General features: G+C 66.4%; 18 protein-coding genes. 12 read left to right on the top strand and 6 right to left on the bottom strand.

The genetic code is table 11. The annotated features are described in order from the left end of the window. Positions 1 to 3: 3 nt before the first annotated feature. Positions 4 to 1554 carry a SulP family inorganic anion transporter gene (locus LGM71_RS22630; protein ID WP_124903385.1) on the top strand — a complete coding sequence of 517 codons (1551 nt, stop codon included), beginning with the start codon at positions 4 to 6 and terminating at the stop codon, positions 1552 to 1554. An 80-nt stretch (positions 1555 to 1634) separates the two neighbouring features. Here the strand turns inward: LGM71_RS22630 and LGM71_RS22625 are convergent, their stop codons facing one another. The 6 genes from LGM71_RS22625 to LGM71_RS22600 form a co-directional block, all read right to left on the bottom strand. Further along, positions 1635 to 3179, bottom strand: a complete 1545-nt coding sequence (locus LGM71_RS22625) for a 2-isopropylmalate synthase (protein ID WP_059600422.1) — start codon at positions 3177 to 3179, stop codon at positions 1635 to 1637. Between the two features lie 313 nt (positions 3180 to 3492). Beyond that, positions 3493 to 4365 (bottom strand): CDP-diacylglycerol--serine O-phosphatidyltransferase, encoded by an 873-nt coding sequence (gene pssA / locus LGM71_RS22620; RefSeq protein ID WP_059600421.1) that lies wholly within the window; start codon positions 4363 to 4365, stop codon positions 3493 to 3495. Positions 4366 to 4380: 15 nt separating this feature from the next. After that, on the bottom strand, positions 4381 to 5025 hold the full coding sequence (locus LGM71_RS22615; RefSeq protein ID WP_059468119.1) for a phosphatidylserine decarboxylase: 645 nt from the start codon (positions 5023 to 5025) through the stop codon (positions 4381 to 4383). 127 nt (positions 5026 to 5152) lie between these two features. Next, positions 5153 to 6169: a ketol-acid reductoisomerase gene (gene ilvC / locus LGM71_RS22610; RefSeq protein WP_059533228.1), complete on the bottom strand. Its 1017-nt coding sequence runs from the start codon at positions 6167 to 6169 to the stop codon at positions 5153 to 5155. A gap of 95 nt (positions 6170 to 6264) precedes the next feature. After that, complete coding sequence (gene ilvN / locus LGM71_RS22605) at positions 6265 to 6756, bottom strand: acetolactate synthase small subunit (protein ID WP_034207977.1); 492 nt, start codon at positions 6754 to 6756, stop codon at positions 6265 to 6267. A gap of 111 nt (positions 6757 to 6867) precedes the next feature. Continuing rightward, on the bottom strand, positions 6868 to 8631 hold the full coding sequence (locus LGM71_RS22600; RefSeq protein ID WP_124626865.1) for an acetolactate synthase 3 catalytic subunit: 1764 nt from the start codon (positions 8629 to 8631) through the stop codon (positions 6868 to 6870). A 352-nt stretch (positions 8632 to 8983) separates the two neighbouring features. Between LGM71_RS22600 and LGM71_RS22595 the strand changes: the two genes are divergently transcribed. From LGM71_RS22595 to LGM71_RS22545, 11 genes are all read left to right on the top strand, one after another. Beyond that, complete coding sequence (locus LGM71_RS22595; RefSeq protein WP_124626863.1) at positions 8984 to 9547, top strand: RNA polymerase sigma factor; 564 nt, start codon at positions 8984 to 8986, stop codon at positions 9545 to 9547. After that, positions 9544 to 9969, top strand: a complete 426-nt coding sequence (locus LGM71_RS22590; RefSeq protein ID WP_124903381.1) for a DUF3619 family protein — start codon at positions 9544 to 9546, stop codon at positions 9967 to 9969. Before LGM71_RS22595 ends, LGM71_RS22590 begins: the two co-directional genes overlap by 4 nt. 26 nt (positions 9970 to 9995) lie before the next feature. Then, positions 9996 to 10751 carry a DUF3106 domain-containing protein gene (locus tag LGM71_RS22585; protein WP_124626859.1) on the top strand — a complete coding sequence of 252 codons (756 nt, stop codon included), beginning with the start codon at positions 9996 to 9998 and terminating at the stop codon, positions 10749 to 10751. 78 nt (positions 10752 to 10829) lie between these two features. Next, positions 10830 to 11270 (top strand): RDD family protein, encoded by a 441-nt coding sequence (locus LGM71_RS22580; RefSeq protein WP_409360403.1) that lies wholly within the window; start codon positions 10830 to 10832, stop codon positions 11268 to 11270. A gap of 272 nt (positions 11271 to 11542) precedes the next feature. Then, positions 11543 to 12481, top strand: coding sequence for a UDP-2,3-diacylglucosamine diphosphatase (locus LGM71_RS22575; RefSeq protein ID WP_124626855.1), 939 nt, complete (start codon positions 11543 to 11545; stop codon positions 12479 to 12481). Between the two features lie 30 nt (positions 12482 to 12511). Beyond that, positions 12512 to 13546 carry a glycosyltransferase family 4 protein gene (locus LGM71_RS22570; protein ID WP_059533238.1) on the top strand — a complete coding sequence of 345 codons (1035 nt, stop codon included), beginning with the start codon at positions 12512 to 12514 and terminating at the stop codon, positions 13544 to 13546. Then, positions 13543 to 14079 (top strand): diacylglycerol kinase, encoded by a 537-nt coding sequence (locus LGM71_RS22565; protein WP_059600413.1) that lies wholly within the window; start codon positions 13543 to 13545, stop codon positions 14077 to 14079. Before LGM71_RS22570 ends, LGM71_RS22565 begins: the two co-directional genes overlap by 4 nt. Positions 14080 to 14273: 194 nt before the next feature. Continuing rightward, positions 14274 to 15029, top strand: coding sequence for a TetR/AcrR family transcriptional regulator (locus LGM71_RS22560; RefSeq protein ID WP_059600412.1), 756 nt, complete (start codon positions 14274 to 14276; stop codon positions 15027 to 15029). Continuing rightward, positions 15026 to 15607 (top strand): TIGR00730 family Rossman fold protein, encoded by a 582-nt coding sequence (locus LGM71_RS22555; RefSeq protein WP_059600411.1) that lies wholly within the window; start codon positions 15026 to 15028, stop codon positions 15605 to 15607. Before LGM71_RS22560 ends, LGM71_RS22555 begins: the two co-directional genes overlap by 4 nt. Before the next feature lie 22 nt (positions 15608 to 15629). After that, entirely contained in the window at positions 15630 to 16394 is a 765-nt protein-coding gene (locus LGM71_RS22550; protein WP_226116449.1) for an SDR family oxidoreductase, read from the top strand. A gap of 229 nt (positions 16395 to 16623) precedes the next feature. Then, positions 16624 to 18522 carry an ArnT family glycosyltransferase gene (locus LGM71_RS22545; protein ID WP_226116447.1) on the top strand — a complete coding sequence of 633 codons (1899 nt, stop codon included), beginning with the start codon at positions 16624 to 16626 and terminating at the stop codon, positions 18520 to 18522. The last annotated feature ends 72 nt before the right edge of the window (positions 18523 to 18594 follow it).

Below are 18594 nucleotides of genomic sequence, written 5' to 3'. Positions count from 1 at the left end.
ACCATGAAACTGAACGAGCGCCTGTCCACCCTGCCGCGCGACATCGTCGCCGGCATCGTCGTTTTCCTCGTCGCGCTGCCGCTCTGTCTCGGCATCGCCAACGCCTCCGGCGTCGAACCGTTCGCCGGGCTCGTGTCCGGCATCGTCGGCGGCATCGTCGTCGCGCTGCTGAGCGGCTCGTCGCTATCCGTCAGCGGGCCAGCCGCCGGCCTCGTCGTGATCGTCGTCGAAGGGATCGCGCAACTCGGCAGCTTCTCCGCGTTCCTGCTCGCGGTGCTGCTGTCCGGCGTGCTGCAGTTCGGGTTCGGCATGCTGCGCGCCGGCCGCTTCGCCGCCTACGTGCCGTCGCCCGTCATCAAGGGCATGCTCGCCGCGATCGGCCTGCTGCTCATCGTGAAGCAGATTCCGTTCGCGTTCGGCATCGGCGGCTCGGCCGCGCAATCGTTTGCGAACTGGCCGGGCCTGCCGGTCGCATGGGCTGCCACGGCCATCGCGCTCGCGTCGCTCGCGCTGCTGATCGCATGGGACACGCCCGCGCTGCGCCGCTTCGCGCTGGTGCGCTCGGTGCCCGCGCCGCTCGCGGTCGTCGTGCTCGGCATCGGCGCGACGCTCGTGCTGGGCTTCGTCGCGCCGGCCGTTGCGCCGGGCGCGGCCCATCGCGTGACGCTGCCCGAGCTCGGATCGTTCGCGGCGTTCGCGGCCTCGCTCAAGCATGCGGAGCTCGGCCCAAACTTCGCGCAGCTCGTCAATCCGGACGTGTGGCGCGTCGCGATCACGCTCGCGGTCGTCGCGAGCCTCGAGACGCTGCTGAGCCTGGAGGCGGTCGAGCAGATCGACCCGAAGCGCCGGCCGACGCAGCCCGATCGCGAACTGAAGGCCCAGGGCGTCGGCAATCTCGTCGCGGGTGCGTTCGGCGGGCTGCCGATCACGTCCGTGATCGTGCGCAGCTCGGTGAACGTGAACGCGGGTGCGCAAAGCCGGATGTCGGCGATCGTGCACGGGATCCTGCTGCTTGCCAGCGTGTTCGCGCTCACCGGGCTCATCAACCTGATCCCGCTCGCAAGCCTGGCCGCGATCCTGATCCATACGGGCTTCAAGCTCGCGAAACCGGCGCTGTTCCGCTCGGTGCTGAGGCAGGGCCCGGCCGCGTTCGTGCCGTTCGCCGCGACGATCGCGGGCGTGCTCGCGGTCGACCTGCTGTTCGGCATTGCCGTCGGCCTTGCGTGCAGCGTGCTGGCGGTCGCCGTCGCAAACCTGAAGAGCCCCGTCACGCTCGCGCAGCACGACGACCACTTCCTGCTGTCGTTCCGCAAGGACGTCTCGTTCCTCGGCAAGGTGCAGGTCAAGCATCACCTGCGGCACATTCCCGACCGCGCGGCCGTGATCATCGACGCAACGCGCGCAGACTACATCGATCACGACGTGCTCGAACTGCTCGACGCGTTCGTCGCCGATGCGCCGCGGCGCGGGATCGCGGTGGAATTCCGCCGCCGCAGCCCGGCGCCTCGCCCTGCCGCGCGCCGCTGGCTGTTCCGCGCGCCGGCGGCCGAATGAATGGCGCATGAAAAAACGCCCCGGGCGGCGCAAGGCCGCACGGGGCGTTTCGTATGCTTCGAGCGCTCGACGCGCAGCGCTTACGAGCGCTGCGGGTTGACCTTGTCGTCCTTCGAATGCAGTTTGTTCAGCGCCGAAATGTACGCCTTCGCGGACGCCGCGACGATGTCCGGATCGGTGCCAACGCCGTTGACGATCCGCCCGCTCTTCGACAGCCGGACGGTCACTTCGCCCTGCGCCTGCGTGCCGGTCGTGATCGCGTTCACCGAATACAGGAGCAGTTCGGAACCGCTGCCGACTTCGCCCTCGATCGCGTTGAACGTCGCATCGACCGGCCCGTTACCGCGCGCCTCGCCGGTCACTTCCTTGCCCTCGACCGCGAACACGATCTTCGCCTGCGGCTGCTCGCCCGTCTCAGAATGCTGTGACAGCGACACGAACTTGAAGTGCTCCTGCTCCTGCGCGAGCGCCGATTCTTCGGAGACGATCGCGATGATGTCTTCGTCGAAGATCTCGGCCTTGCGATCGGCGAGGTCCTTGAACCGCATGAACGCGGCGTTCAGCTCGGCTTCGCTGTCGAGCGACACGCCGAGCTCCTGCAGGCGCTGCTTGAACGCGTTGCGGCCCGACAGCTTGCCGAGCACGATCTTGTTCGCGGTCCAGCCCACGTCTTCCGCGCGCATGATCTCGTAGGTGTCGCGCGCCTTCAGCACGCCGTCCTGGTGGATGCCCGACGCGTGCGCGAACGCGTTCGCGCCGACCACGGCCTTGTTCGGCTGCACGACGAAACCGGTGATCTGCGACACGAGCTTCGACGTCGGCACGATCTGCGTGGTGTCGATGCCGACGTCGAGGCCGAAGTAGTCCTTGCGGGTCTTCACGGCCATCACGATTTCCTCGAGCGACGTATTGCCCGCGCGCTCGCCGAGACCGTTGATCGTGCACTCGACCTGCCGGGCACCGCCGATCTTCACGCCGGCGAGCGAGTTCGCCACCGCCATCCCGAGGTCGTTGTGGCAGTGCACGGAGAAGATCGCCTTGTCCGAGTTCGGAATGCGTTCGCGCAGCGTCTTCACGAGGTTGCCGTAGAGTTCCGGCACGCCGTAGCCGACCGTGTCGGCGATGTTGATCGTCGTCGCCCCTTCGGCGATCACGGCTTCCAGCACGCGGCACAGGAAGTCGAGGTCCGAACGGCTGCCGTCTTCAGGCGAAAATTCGACGTTGTCGGTGAACTTGCGCGCGAAGCGCACCGCGAGGCGAGCCTGCTCGAACACCTGGTCCGGCGTCATCCGCAGCTTCTTCTCCATGTGCAGCGGCGACGTCGCGATGAACGTGTGGATCCGCGAGCTATTGGCCGGCTTCAGGGCGTCGGCCGCACGCTGGATGTCCTTGTCGTTGGCGCGCGCCAGCGAGCAGATCGTGCTCTCCTTCACCAGGCCGGCGATCGTGTGGATCGCGTCGAAGTCGCCGTTCGAGCTGGCCGCGAAGCCGGCCTCGATCACGTCGACCTTCATCCGCTCGAGATGCTTCGCGATGCGGACTTTCTCTTCCTTCGTCATCGACGCACCGGGCGATTGTTCGCCGTCACGCAACGTCGTATCGAAAATGATCAGCTTGTCTGTCATGGGGGGCTCCAGGGCTCTTTATACGGGAATCAAACGTAATGAGATCGCGCCACCGCTGGCGACGCTCAACAACAGACGAGGCTTGACGGAGGGCGAGAACGGTCAGCGCGGCAGGCGCGCCAAAGCTAGCGCGCGTAGCGGCGCACCGGCTAGAAGGAGGGAGAGGCGGGAAAATGCAGTCATGCCGAAGACTATAGCGGCATTCCGCTGGGTGCGCAATCGGACGGCACCCGGGATGCCAGACCGCGCCACGCGAAAAAGGGGCAAATGAAAACGGCGGCCTCGTGGCCGCCGTTGCCGGGCAGGTTGCGCGTCAGTGATCGCGCTGCGACGAGCGCGCGGGGTTCGCCCGTCCGCGCACGGCCATGTAGGCCCAAAACACGTAGCCGGACAGCCCGTACAGCACGAACAGGCAGAACAGCATCAACGGCGGATCGGACGACACGAGCACGAACGCGACGACGACCAGCAGGATCGCCGCGAACGGCACGCGGTGCCGTACGTCGAGCGCCTTGCCGCTGTAGAACGGCGCGTTCGACACCATCGTCACGCCTGCATAGATCGTCAGTGCGAACGCGACCCAGGGCAGCCAGCCGAGCTTCATCGGCACGCGGTTGTCGGTCGCGAGCCAGACGAAGCCGGCGATCAGCGCGGCGGCGGCCGGGCTCGGCAGCCCCTGGAAGAAGCGCTTGTCGACGACGCCGATGTTCGTGTTGAAGCGCGCGAGACGCAGCGCGGCGCCCGAACAGTAGACGAATGCAGCGAGCCAGCCCCAGCGGCCAAGATCCTTCAGCACCCACTCGTACATCACGAGCGCCGGCGCGACGCCGAACGACACCATGTCCGACAGGCTGTCGAACTGTTCGCCGAACGCGCTTTGGGTATGCGTCATCCGCGCGACTCGCCCGTCCATCCCGTCGAGCACCATCGCGACGAAGATCGCGATCGCGGCGATCTCGAAGCGCACGTTCATCGCCTGCACGACCGCGAAGAAGCCGCAGAACAGCGCGGCGGTCGTGAACGCGTTCGGCAGCAGGTAGATGCCGCGCGTCTTCAGGAACCGCTGGCGCGCGGCGCGGCGGCTCTCAATGGGCGCCTGATCCGGCGCCATCACCTTGTTGCGGCGGAACGGGCGTGGCGTCTGGCCGGAGCCGTTGCGCGGACGACGCGGTTTGAATGCGGCCATCGTGCGTCCCGCCGCTTACTGTTCGAGCTCGGCGAGGATCGTCGACGACGCGTAGACCTTCTCGCCGATCGACACCTTCGCGCGGCTGCCGAGCGGCAGGTACACGTCGACGCGCGAACCGAAGCGGATGAAACCGTAGCGCTGACCGCGCGACAGCGGCTCGCCGGCACGCACGTAGCACAGGATCCGGCGGGCGACGAGGCCTGCGATCTGCACGGCGGTGACGGTCTTGCCGCTCGCCGTCTGGATCACGACCGCATTGCGCTCGTTCTCGGTCGACGCCTTGTCGATCGCCGCGTTCAGGAACGCGCCCGGGAAGTATTCGACCTTGGTGACCGCGCCGTCGACCGGCGAACGCTGCGAATGGACGTTGAAGACATTCATGAACACGCTGATCTTCAGCGCTTCGCGATTCGCGTACGGATCCTGGGTGGTCTCGACCGCGACGATGCGGCCGTCCGCCGGGCACAGCACCGCATTCGGCTGCGCCGGGATCGGGCGCTGCGGATCGCGGAAGAACTGGACGACGAAGACGAGCAGCAGCCAGAACGGCCACGCGAAGCCGAAGCCCCCGACGGCGTGGATCAACAACGCGATGACGGCTGCAATCGCGATGAACGGCCAGCCTTCGCGCGCGATGATCGGATGAGGATAGTTCATGGGTTCGTTCGGTGTTCGGTGAATTGCAAAGCCCGTAGGATAGCAAAAGCCGCCCGGGGCACTGCTGCCTTCGGACGGCTTTTTGATACCGACCCTCCACTCGAAGGGCCGGAACAGCACGTGGTGCTTAGTTCTTCGTCTGGTCGACGAGCTTGTTCTTCGCGATCCACGGCATCATCGCGCGCAGCTTCGAGCCGACCTGCTCGATCTGGTGCTCGGCCGTCAGGCGGCGGCGCGACTGCAGCGTCGGCGCACCTGCCTTGTTCTCGAGAATGAAGCTCTTCGCGTATTCGCCCGTCTGGATGTCGGTCAGGCACTGCTTCATCGCCTTCTTCGTCTCTTCCGTGACGACGCGCGGGCCCGTCACGTACTCGCCGTACTCGGCGTTGTTCGAGATCGAGTAGTTCATGTTCGCGATGCCGCCTTCGTAGATCAGGTCGACGATCAGCTTCAGTTCGTGCAGGCACTCGAAGTACGCCATTTCCGGCGCGTAGCCCGCTTCGACCAGCGTCTCGAAACCTGCCTTGATCAGCTCGACGGTACCGCCGCACAGCACGGCCTGCTCGCCGAACAAGTCGGTTTCGGTCTCTTCACGGAAGTTCGTCTCGATGATGCCGGCACGGCCGCCACCGTTCGCTGCCGCATACGACAGCGCGATGTCGCGTGCCGCGCCCGACTTGTTCTGCGCAACCGCGATCAGGTGCGGCACGCCGCCGCCCTGCGAGTACGTGCCGCGCACGGTGTGGCCCGGTGCCTTCGGCGCGATCATGATCACGTCGAGGTCGGCGCGCGGGATCACCTGGCCGTAGTGGACGTTGAAGCCGTGTGCGAATGCCAGTGCGGCACCCTGCTTGATGTTTGCGTGCACTTCCTTCGCGTACACGTCGGCGATCTGCTCGTCCGGCAGCAGCATCATGACGACGTCCGCGCCCTTCACCGCTTCCGCGACTTCCTTGACCGACAGGCCTGCGTTTTCGGCCTTGCTCCACGACGCGCCGCCCTTGCGAAGGCCGACCGTCACGTTCACGCCGCTGTCCTTCAGGTTCAGTGCGTGTGCATGGCCTTGCGAGCCGTAGCCGATGATCGTGACTTGCTTGCCCTTGATGAGGGAGAGGTCAGCGTCTTTATCGTAGAAAACGTTCATGATGGTTCCTTCGCCAATTCAAAAATTCAACAATTCGTTCAGATGGAGTACTGCGGGCCGGGACATGACGGCGCACCCGGCGTGCCTGTCTGGCATCACACCTTCAGGATGCGCTCGCCGCGTCCGATGCCGGAGCTGCCGGTGCGCACGGTCTCTAGGATCGCGGTCGCGTCCAGCCCCTGGATGAATGCGTCGAGCTTGTCGCTCGCGCCCGTCAATTCGATCGTGTAGGTCTTTTCGGTCACGTCGATGATGCGGCCGCGGAAAATATCCGACATCCGCTTCATTTCTTCGCGCTCCTTGCCCACTGCTCGTACCTTGATCAGCATCAGCTCGCGTTCGATGTGTGCACCGTCGGTCAGGTCCACCACTTTCACCACCTCGATCAGGCGGTTCAGATGCTTCGTGATCTGTTCGATCACGTCGTCAGAGCCAATGGAAACGATGGTCAGCCGCGACAGCGATTGGTCTTCGGTCGGCGCCACCGTCAAGGTTTCGATGTTGTAGCCGCGTGCGGAAAACAGACCGACCACGCGCGACAGCGCGCCCGGTTCGTTTTCCAGCAGGACGGAAATGATGTGTCTCATGTTCGCTTCTTCCAGAATGTGTCCGTGTCGATTCACTCGCGCCGCGCGCCGCCCGGTGCCGCACCGCCCTTCGTGAAGGCGGCCGCCTCGGCCCCGGCGCGCGTCGCGCCGTTACAGATCTTCCGATCCGAGCAGCATCTCGGTGATGCCCTTGCCGGCCTGTACCATCGGCCAGACGTTTTCGGTCGGATCGGTCTGGAAGTCGAGAAACACGGTGCGGTCCTTCAGGCGCAGCGCTTCCTTCAGCGCCGGCTCCACATCCGAGGTCTTTTCGATCCGCATGCCGACATGGCCGTACGCTTCGGCGAGCTTCACGAAATCGGGCAGCGCATCCATGTACGAATGCGAATAGCGCTTGCTGTATTCGATCTGCTGCCACTGGCGGACCATGCCGAGATAGCGGTTGTTCAGCGAAATGATCTTCACGGGCGTGTCGTACTGCAGGCAGGTCGACAGTTCCTGGATGCACATCTGGATCGAGCCTTCGCCCGTGATGCACAGCACGTCGTCGTCCGGGTGCGCCATCTTGACGCCCATCGCTGCCGGCAGGCCGAAGCCCATCGTGCCGAGGCCGCCGGAATTGATCCAGCGACGCGGCTTGTTGAAACGGTAGAACTGCGCCGCCCACATCTGGTGCTGGCCGACGTCCGAGCACACGAACGCGTTGCCGTCCGTCAGCTCCCACGCCTTCTCCACCACGTACTGCGGCTTGATGATCTCGCTTTCGCGGTCGAACTTCAGGCAGTCCTTCGAGCGCCAGTCCTCGATGTCCTTCCACCATTGCGCGAGCGCCTCGGTGTCGGGGCCATGCTCGGCCGTCTGCAGTTGCTCGATCAGCTCCTTCAGCACTTCCTTCACGTCGCCGACGATCGGGATGTCGACCTTCACACGCTTCGAGATCGACGACGGGTCGATGTCGATGTGGATGATCTTGCGGGGACGCGACGCGAAGTGCGCCGGGTCGCCGATCACGCGGTCGTCGAAGCGGGCGCCGATCGCGATCAGCACGTCGCAGTGCTGCATCGCCATGTTCGCTTCGTACGTGCCGTGCATGCCGAGCATGCCGAGGAATTTCTTGTCCGATGCGCGATAGCCGCCGAGGCCCATCAGCGTGTTCGTGACCGGGTAGCCGAGCAGGTCGGCGAACTGGTTCAGTTCGCGCGCCGCGTCGGCGAGGATGATGCCGCCGCCCGTGTAGATATAGGGACGCTTCGCCGACAGCAGCAGCGACACGGCCTTGCGGATCTGGCCCGAATGGCCCTTCGTGACGGGGTTGTACGAGCGCAGCGACACGCTCTTGACCGGCTCGTACTGGCACGGCGTCTTCGAGATGTCCTTCGGGATGTCGATCAGCACCGGGCCCGGACGGCCGGTGCGGGCGATGTAGAACGCCTTCTTGACGGTTTCCGCGAGGTCGCGCACGTCCTTCACGAGGAAGTTGTGCTTCACGCACGGACGCGTGATGCCAACCGTATCGCATTCCTGGAACGCGTCCTGGCCGATCGCGGCAGTCGGCACCTGGCCGCTGATCACGACCATCGGGATCGAATCCATGTAGGCCGTTGCAATGCCGGTCACCGCATTGGTGACACCGGGGCCGGACGTCACGAGACAGACGCCGACGTTGCCGGTGGAACGCGCATACGCATCGGCTGCGTGCACGGCCGCCTGTTCGTGGCGCACCAGCACGTGCTGAATCTTGTCCTGCTTGTAAAGCTCGTCGTAGATGTAGAGTACCGAGCCGCCGGGATAGCCCCAGATGAATTCGACGTTCTCGTCGGCCAGTGCTTTCATGAGCACGGTGGCGCCGATGGAGTCGCTATCGGGAGGGGAAAGGGGTTCCGACGTGGAGAATTCCGCGCTGGGCATGTTCATTTTGACCTTTCGAATTTTCGGCAAAAAATTGATCGGGTGCTCTCTGCCGGGCTTGTGGCTCGGGTTCAAGCGGCGCGTCCAGTTTGAAGGGCGGGCTTCTTGGGCCAGCCTCAAATGAGACCATCACTTCATGTTGCGAATCATTGACGATAGCGGGTCATGATTGGGTCGTCAAGCAAAATATCCCGCAGCGCATCATGCGCCCCGCCCGGCGGCCCGCGGACGCTGCTCGCGCGCAACGTACCGAGCCGTCACCGGTGCCAAGTCGCGCGAAAATTTGTTAGCATCCGCGGGTTTTACGAAATTTTTCGACCTTTCACACGCCGCAGTCCGCAGCGCATACCTTTACGGAATGGCATCAGACAAGGAACTCGCCGACTTTCTGGCGGGCGTCGAAAGGCGCGCGTTCAAGCAGGCTGCGTACGCCGTGCGCGACGACGATGCGTCGCTCGACATCGTGCAGGACGCGATGATCAAGCTGGCGGAGAAGTACGGCGACCGGCCGGCGGCCGAGCTGCCGCTGCTGTTCCAGCGGATCCTGCAGAACGCGATCCATGACTGGTTCCGCCGGCAAAAGGTCCGCAATACCTGGGTCACGCTCTTTTCGTCGCTCAACAACACGGACGACGAGGACTTCGATCCGCTGGAAACGCTCGAGTCCGCGGACGACAACGCGGGCGTCGAGAGCACCGAGCACCGCCTCGAGCGGGAGCAGGTTCTGGCCCTGATCGACGCAGAAATCCAGAAACTTCCGACGCGTCAACGGGAAGCGTTCCTGATGCGTTATTGGGAAGATATGGATGTCGCCGAGACTGCCGCCGCAATGGGGTGCTCCGAAGGCAGCGTCAAGACGCACTGCTCGCGAGCCACCCACACCCTGGCGCAAGCGCTCAAGGCCAAAGGAATCACGCTATGAGCTCCGCTCCCGTAAATCGAGAACACGAATTCGCGCTGAAGGTCCGCCGCGCGCTGGACGAACGTGCCGCGGCGCTGCCTGCCGCGACCACTGACCGTCTGGCCGCCGCGCGCGGGGCCGCGCTCGCGCGCAAGAAGCCGGAACCCGCGACCGCGCCGGTGTTCGTGCCCGCCTTCGCCGGTGCCGCCGCCGCATACGGCACGCCGCCTGCGAGTCGCCCGCAGACGTCGTTCGCGCGCCGCCTGCTGCGCGCCTGGCCGCTCGCGCTGCTGCTCGCGGGGCTCGTCGGCATCGCGTACTGGGAAGACATGCAGCGCACCGCCGAACTCGCCGACATCGACGCGGCGATGCTCAGCGACGACCTGCCGCTCAACGCGTATCTCGATCACGGGTTCAACGCGTATCTTTCGCACGCACGCTAACAGAGAATAACGAGGGGATCGCACGGGTGAGTCAGAAACGCGGCCTGGCCGTATTTTTCGGATGCGTGATCGCGATCGCCGTTTCCTACGTCGCCACCTATTCCCGATTCAACCCGCCCGCCGCGACGGTCTCCGCGGCGGCCAGCAGCGCGCCCGCGCCGACCTCGGCCGCCGCCGGGCTGACCACCGAACTCGCCCCGCTGCCCCTGCCGCTGCCGGCCGCCAACGGCCCGCTGTCGTGGGCGCGCCTGACGCCTGCGCAACGCTCGGCACTCGCGCCGTTCGCCGACCAGTGGGACGGCTTCAGCGACGCTCGCAAGCGCAAATGGCTGAAGATCGCATCACGTTTCGCGAAATTGACGCCCGATGAGCAGAAGCACCTGCAGGACAGGATGTCCGAGTGGGTGCGGATGACGCCCGAGCAGCGCCGCGTCGCGCGTGAGAATTACCAGAGCGCGAAGGAGCTGTCCGCGCAGGCGCGCGAGCGTGCGTGGAAGGCCTACCAGCAACTTCCCGAAGAACAGAAGGAGCGCCTGGCCGCGACCGAGCGCCGTCGCCGACCGAGCGTCGTCAGCGCGCCGCCGACGGTCGCCGACCGCGATGTGCGCCGCCTCGTCAATTCGCACGAGCATCCGGCGAGCAACGCCGCGCCGGCATCGGCGCCCGCTACGGCCGGCGCCGGCACACCGCCCGTGGCGGCATCATCCACGTCCGGCACCGCACCCGCGACCGTCACGCCCGTCTCGCCGGCCGACGCGCCGTCGATGTTCAAGGGTTCCTGACCCGACGTGGCGAGCGCCCCCGCACCCCAGGCCCCGGCCGTCTTCGCCGTGCCGTCCGTGCGGCGGCGCCTCGCCGCGATGCTGTACGAAGCCGTGCTGCTGTTCGGCATCGTGTTCTTCGCCGGCCTCGCATTCAGCCTCGCGACGCAGCAGCGCAACGGCCTCGTTCATCACAACCTCCTCGCCGCGTGGATCGCGCTCGTCGTCGGCGGGTACTTCGTCTGGTTCTGGACCCACGGCGGCCAGACGCTGCCGATGAAGACCTGGCGGCTGCGGCTCGAATCGTCCAGCGGCCAGCCGCTGAACGCCGGCCATGCGCTCGTCCGCTACGCGCTCGGGTGGCTGTGGTTCCTGCCGCCGCTCGCGCTGCATCCGCTCCTCGGCCTGTCGGTGCCCGTCACGCTCGCGCTGGCTGCCGCGTGGATCGTCGCATGGGCCGGCGCCGCCCGCCTGCACGCTGATCGTCAATTCCCGCACGACCGCATCGCCCGCACGCGCGTCGTCGCGATTCCGCGCTGACGCGCTGACGCGCTCGCGCGGTCCGCGCGAGCGCGACCGGTTCCGCGCGTCGGCGCATCCGTCAGACGAAATCCCTTGAAGGCACCGTCACAGCCACCCCGCTCGGCGTGCCCGATCATCGCAAAGGCGGTCGGTTCGGCAGATTGCGCAACGCCGCCGCATTCACTGCTAAACATGGCGGAACGACAGTAATAAGAACGTCTCGTGACTGTCACGGCATGGTCACGCCCGCATGGCGCAATGCCGGTAATGTCAACCGGCGCGAGTCATGCATGGGCCAGAAAACGTCCGCGACCTCCCTGTTCCGTCAACCCCTCGGCGCCCGCGCCGTCACCGCCTTCCTGTCCGGCTCGGCCGCAACCGATGCCCTTTCGTCGAACGAGCCGACGGCCGCGCACGCCAGGCAGCACGACGACCCCGAGCCGTCCGCCCATCGCTACCGCACGATCTGGCTGTCCGATATCCATCTCGGCTCGAGCGGATGCCAGGCGCCGTATCTGCTCGACTTCCTGCGCCACAACGATTCGGAATACCTGTACCTCGTGGGCGACATCATCGACGGCTGGCAGCTGAAGAAGGGCTGGTACTGGCCGCAGGCGCACAACGACGTCGTGCAGAAGGTCCTGCGCAAGGCGCGCAAGGGCACGCAGGTGGTCTACATTCCGGGCAACCACGACGAAGGCGCGCGGCAGTTCTGCGACCTCGCGTTCGGTGACATCCAGGTGCGGGGCGAGGCATTTCACACGACGCTCGCGGGCAAGCGCCTGTGGATTGTCCACGGCGACCTGTTCGACGGCGTGATCCAGCACGCGAAATGGCTCGCGTATCTCGGCGACACGCTCTACACGCTGATCCTCGTGCTGAACCGCTGGTTCAACCGGATCCGCAGCCGGCTGGGCTTCCAGTACTGGTCGCTGTCGCAGTACCTGAAGCATCAGGTGAAGAACGCGGTGAACTTCATCTCGCAGTTCGAGACCGTGATGACCGACGAAGCGCGCCGCCGCGGCTGCGACGGCGTCGTGTGCGGGCACATCCACAAGGCGGAGATCCGCGACATCGACGGCGTGCTGTACTGCAACGACGGCGACTGGGTCGAAAGCCTGTCCGCGCTCGTCGAAACGATGGAAGGCGAACTGAAGATCGTCTACTGGACGGCGATGCGCACCGCGCCGTCCGCTGCCCCTTCGCGCAAGGCCAAGGCCACCGCCTGACACAACTCCACTTACAGGACACATGCCGCGATGAAGATCATGATCGTCACCGACGCGTGGGAACCGCAGGTCAACGGCGTCGTGCGCACGCTGAAGAGCACCTCCCGCGAACTCACCGCGCTCGGCCACCGGGTCGAAATGCTGACGCCGCTGGAATTCCGCACGGTGCCCTGCCCGACCTATCCCGAGATCCGCCTGTCGATTCTGCCGTACCGCAAGCTGCGCGCCCGGATCGATGCGTTCGCACCCGACGCGCTGCACATCGCGACCGAAGGCCCGCTCGGCCTCGCCGCGCGACGCTATGCGCGCGCACGCAAGCTGCCGTACACGACCGCGTACCACACGCGCTTTCCTGAATACGTGCAGGCGCGCTTCGGCATTCCGCTGTCGGCGACCTACAAGTTCCTGCACTGGTTCCACGGCCCGTCGCTCGCGGTGATGGCGCCGACCCCGGTCGTGAAGCAGGACCTCGAGAAGTTCGGCTTCACGAACGTCGTGCTGTGGACGCGCGGCGTCGACCTCGACATCTTCCGGCCGATGGAGTCGAAGGTGCTCAATACCGCGCGGCCGATCTTCCTGTACGTGGGCCGCGTCGCGATCGAGAAGAACGTCGAGGCATTCCTGCGCCTCGACCTGCCCGGCTCGAAGTGGGTCGCGGGCGAAGGTCCGGCGCTCGCCGAGCTGAAATCGCGCTATCCGGAAGCGAACTATCTCGGCGTCCTGTCGCAAGCCGAGCTCGCCAAGGTGTATGCTGCGGCCGACGTGTTCGTGTTCCCGAGTCGCACCGACACGTTCGGCCTCGTGCTGCTGGAGGCGCTCGCGTGTGGCACGCCGGTCGCCGCGTACCCGGTCACGGGCCCGATCGACGTGCTCGGCGGGGGCGATGCCGGCGCGATGCACGAAGACCTGCAGGAAGCCTGCCTCGAGGCGCTCAAGATCGAACGCGAGACTGCCCGCGCGTGGGCCGAGCGCTTTTCGTGGCGCGCGGCGTCCGAGCAGTTCGCGTCGCATCTGAAACCGCTGCCGAAGACTGCGTACTCGCCCGCCGAAGGTGCCGCCGTTTGAAACGAGACCTGAACGACAAGACCCCGCCCCCTGCCACGACGGCGCAACCACATCGTCCGTTCGACGAAGAAGAGCCGCACGCCGACGCGGACGTGCACCCGCACGAACCGCTCGGCCCCGACGATCGGCTCGCGCCGCTGCCGCCGAACCCGTACAAGCGCCACCGCGGCATCACGCGTGCGTGGTACGCGCTCAAGCATTCGCTGAACGGGTTTCGCGTCGCGATCCGCGAGGAGAGCGCGTTTCGCCAGGAGCTCACGCTCGCCGCGCTGATGCTGCCGATCGGTGCGTTCTCGCCGGTCCCCGCCGCATCGCGCGCGCTGCTGATCGCGTCGGTGCTGCTCGTGCTGATCGTCGAGCTGCTGAATTCGAGCGTCGAGGCCGCGATCGATCGCATCTCGCTCGAGCGCCACGAATTGTCGAAGCGCGCGAAGGATCTCGGCAGCGCGGCGGTCACGGTCGCGCTGTTCGCGTGCGTGACGACGTGGGGCTTCGTGCTCGGCCCGGTGATCGCACGCTGGCTCGGCTTCTAGCGGCATCCGCGGCATCGCCGCCGTGCGGCGGTGCACCATGCGCGGGGAACGCGCCGCGATCACGAAATGCGCCCGTTGTCAGGAAACAGCGGTTTATAATCGTCCGCTAGACTTAGAACAGCAACCCGCGCCGGACGAATCTCGCAGCATCGATTGCAGCGCCCGCCAGTCCGGCACACACAGGGCCGGACGACATGGAAGCGAAACCTCCCCGCCGCACCCGCGAACGGATTCTCGAGTTGTCGTTGAAACTCTTCAACGAGATCGGCGAGCCGAACGTCACGACCACGACGATCGCCGAGGAAATGGAAATCAGTCCAGGCAACCTGTACTACCATTTCCGCAACAAGGACGACATCATCAACAGCATCTTCGCGCAGTTCGAGCAGCAGATCGAACGGCGGCTGCGCTTTCCCGAAGATCACCGTCCGACGATCGACGAAACCTGGTCGTACCTGCAGTACATGGCCGACTTCATGTGGACCTACCGGTTCCTGTATCGCGACCTCAACGACCTGCTCGCGCGCAACCGCACGCTCGAGACGCACTTCAAGCAGATCATCAGCCACAAGGTGCGCTTCGCGCACGACATGTGCGAGCTGCTCGTGTCCGACGCCGAAATGGTCGCGACGCCCGCCGAGATCGAGGTCATCGCCACCAACATGGCCGTGATCTCGACTTACTGGCTGTCGTATCAGTACGTGATGCACCCGCGCAAATACAACGACCAGGACGCGATCCGCGAAGAGCTGCACCAGGTGAGCATGCATGTGATCTCGGTCATGGCCCCGTACCTGCGCGGCCGTTCGCGCCAGCTGTTCGACGATCTCGTCTCCGGCAAGCTGCCCAAGCGCCAGTTCACCGACTACCTGCCGCCGCGCGACGGTTCGCCGCGCCCGGCGGGCAGCCCGGTCGCCGCCAAGCCCGCCGCGAAGGATACGAAACAATGAAGGCAGTCTGTGTTTACTGCGGCTCGTCGTCCGGCGTGCGGCCCGTCTATGCGGACGCCGCGCGCGCGTTCGGCCGCGCGCTCGTCGATGCGGGCCTCACGCTCGTCTACGGCGGCGGCCGCGTCGGCCTGATGGGCGTGATCGCCGATGAAGTGATGGCGGCCGGCGGCCATGTGGTCGGTGTGATCCCCGAGTTGCTGGTCGACAAGGAAGTCGGCCACACCGGGCTGTCCGAGCTGCACGTCGTGCCCGACATGCACCACCGCAAGAAGATGATGGCCGACCTCGCGGATGCGTTCGTCGCAATGCCCGGCGGCGCCGGCACGCTCGAGGAATTCTTCGAGGTCTATACCTGGGCGCAGCTCGGCTATCACCGCAAGCCCGTCGCGCTGTACAACATCGATTCGTTCTACGATCCGCTGATCGCGCTGCTGCGCCATACGGTCGACGAAGGCTTCATGCGCCCGACTTACTTCGACGCGTTGTGCATCGACGCCGAACCGGTCGCGCTGATCGAACAGCTGCGCCGCTACCAGCCGCCCGTCCGCGACAAGTGGGCGCCGGACGCAGCCAAGTAACGTTTATCGGGAGCCGCACGCGATGCCCGCACCGTCGTCCGAGCGCAAGGCCGTCCTCATCACCGGCGCGAGCCGCGGCATCGGCCGCGCGACCGCCGTGCTCGCGGCCGAGCGCGGCTGGGACGTCGGCATCAACTACGCACGCGACGCGGCGGCAGCCGAACTGACCGCGCAAGCCGTTCGCGACGCCGGCGCTCGCGCGTGCGTCGTGGCCGGCGACGTCGCGAACGAAGCGGACGTCATCGCGATGTTCGACACCGTGGTGGCGGCGTTCGGTCGCTTCGACGCGCTCGTCAACAATGCAGGGATCGTCGCGCCGTCGATGCCGCTCGCCGACATGCCGGTCGACCGGCTGCGGCGGATGTTCGATACCAACGTGCTCGGCGCCTACCTGTGTGCGCGCGAAGCCGCGCGCCGGCTGTCCACCGATCGCGGCGGGCACGGCGGCGCGATCGTCAACGTGTCGTCGATCGCGTCGCGGCTCGGTTCGCCGAACGAGTACGTCGACTACGCGGGCTCGAAGGGCGCGGTCGATTCGCTGACGATCGGCCTCGCGAAGGAACTCGGGCCGCACGGCGTGCGCGTCAACGCGGTGCGGCCCGGCCTCATCGAGACGGATATCCATGCGAGCGGCGGCCAGCCCGGCCGCGCGGCACGCCTCGGCGCGCAGACCCCGCTCGGCCGTGCGGGCGAGGCGCAAGAGATCGCGGAAGCGATCGTCTGGCTGCTCGGCGACACGGCGTCATACACGACGGGCGCCCTGCTCGACGTCGGCGGCGGCCGGTAATCGCGCCCCAGAAGGCGGGAAAACGGGCCGGCTGAAGCGGTCCGTGGTCACGACACCACAAATCTCCACAATATCGTGACCATTTCAGTAAACATCCGTAACAGTTCCGTGCTTTACTAGCGCCAAGCCAAAAACAGCCGGTCATCCGGCTGTCATCTCGCCTTGATGCGACCCTTACTGGGTCCGGCCCATGTCGCCGGACCAGCTTGACCCGACCGAGATCTTTTCCATGCCAGGAACCGCAGCGCCCGGCCGCCGGCGACGCACGTCCGTGCCCGCTTCGGCCACGCACGCCCGATCAGCCGCCGATCCCGACCTCAGCGCGACGCTCCATGCAGCCGGCACGCCTGCCGTGGCCGGCACCGCCGCGACGGATGCGGCCGGCGATCGCGTCGTCCGGCTCGGCTGGCGCGTCTGGCTGCTGGTTGCCGCGCTGGTCTGCGCGTACACGCTGCCGGGCGTGCTCGGCCACGATCCGTGGAAGCAGGACGAAACCTATACGTTCGGCATCATCCAGCACATGCTCGAGACGGGCGACTTCGTCGTGCCGACCAACGCCGGCCAGCCGTTCATGGAAAAGCCGCCGCTTTACGCGTGGGTCGCGACGAGCCTCGCGTGGCTGCTGCAGCGGGTGATGCCGCTGCACGACGCGGCACGGCTCGCGAGCGCGCTGTTCGCAGCGCTCGCGTTCGGCTTCATCGCACGCGCGGCACGCAGTGCCAGCCGGGCCGACAGCTGGCTCGACCTGCGCGTGATCGGCCCCGTCGTGCTGAGCGCGAGCACGCTCGTCGTGGTCAAGCACGTGCACGACATGATGACGGACGTCGCGCTGTTCGCGGGCACCGCGATGGGCTTCTGCGGCCTGCTCGAGCTCGTGATGCAGCATGTCGCGCGCGCGCGCCAGATGCGGCATGGGCTGCCGGTGCGGCCGTCCGGCCGCTGGGCCGCGCCGATCTTCGGCGTGGGCGTCGGCATCGCGCTGATGGCAAAGGGGCTGTTCGTGCCGCTCGTGTTCGCGGCCACGCTCACGGGCGCGCTGGTGCTCTACCCTGCCTGCCGTACACGTGCGTTCGCGCGCTCGCTCGGCGTCGCCGCGCTCGTGTTCGCACCGTTCGCGCTCATCTGGCCGACCGCGCTGTTCCTGCGTTCCGAGACGCTGTTCATGACCTGGTTCTGGGACAACAACGTCGGCCGCTTCTTCGGTTTCTCGGTGCCGGAACTCGGCGCGGAAAACGACAAGCCGTTCTTCATCCTGCGTGCGTTCCTGCTGCTCGGCTTCCCGGTCGCGCCGCTCGCGATCGTCGCGCTGGCACGCGGCGCATGGCGCGAGTGGCGCACGCCGCGCATCGCGCTGCCCGTCCTGTTCGCCGGGATTGGCCTCGCGGTACTGCAAGTGTCCGCGACCTCGCGCCAGCTCTACATCCTGCCGTTCTTCGCGCCGCTCGCGCTGGTTGCCGCACAGGCGATCGAGCGCCTGCCGCGCGGGCTGCATCTTGCATGGGATTACCTGAGCCGCCTGCTGTTCGGCACCGTCGTCGCGCTCGCGTGGGGGATCTGGGCAGTAATGGCCGATCCGGGTGCATCGCGTGCAGGCCTCGCGCCGCTCGGCCGATGGCTGCCGCTCGACTGGACGATGCCGATCGTGCCCGGGCTCGTGGTCGGCGCGCTCGTGTTGACGGCCGGCTGGCTGTGGCTGCTGCCGAAGCTGCGCACGACCGGCCTCTGGCGCGGCGCGCTGTCGTGGGGCGCGGGTGCTGTGGTTGCGTGGGGCCTCGTGTATACGCTGTTGCTGCCGTGGCTCGACGTCGCGAAGAGTTACCGGTCGGTATTCGACGACCTGAATGCGCATATCGCCCTCGAATGGAGCGACGGCGACTGCATGGCGAGCCTGCACGGGCTCGGGGAATCGGAAGCGCCGATGCTGTATTACTTCTCCGGTATCCAGCACACGCCGATCGACGACGCGAAGACGACACGCTGCACGTGGATGATCGTCCAGGGCGTGCGGTCAGTCGATCCGGCGCCGGGCAGCGACTGGAAACTGTTCTGGACCGGCGCTCGCCCGGGCGACGACGAGGAACTGCTGCGCGTCTACGTGCGCACCCCCGAAGAGCACGAGACGCAGTAATGCAAGGCGGCGCCGCGAAACGGCGCCGTCGTCATTTCCGGGAGGCCAGGCAAGCGGCGCTCAAGCGCGCTT

It is taken from the genome of Burkholderia sp. AU33545 (assembly GCF_020419685.1).
Classification (GTDB): Bacteria; Pseudomonadota; Gammaproteobacteria; order Burkholderiales; family Burkholderiaceae; genus Burkholderia; species Burkholderia diffusa.
Note: the sequence above shows the minus strand (reverse complement) of the source record. Positions and strands in the feature narration are given on the sequence as shown.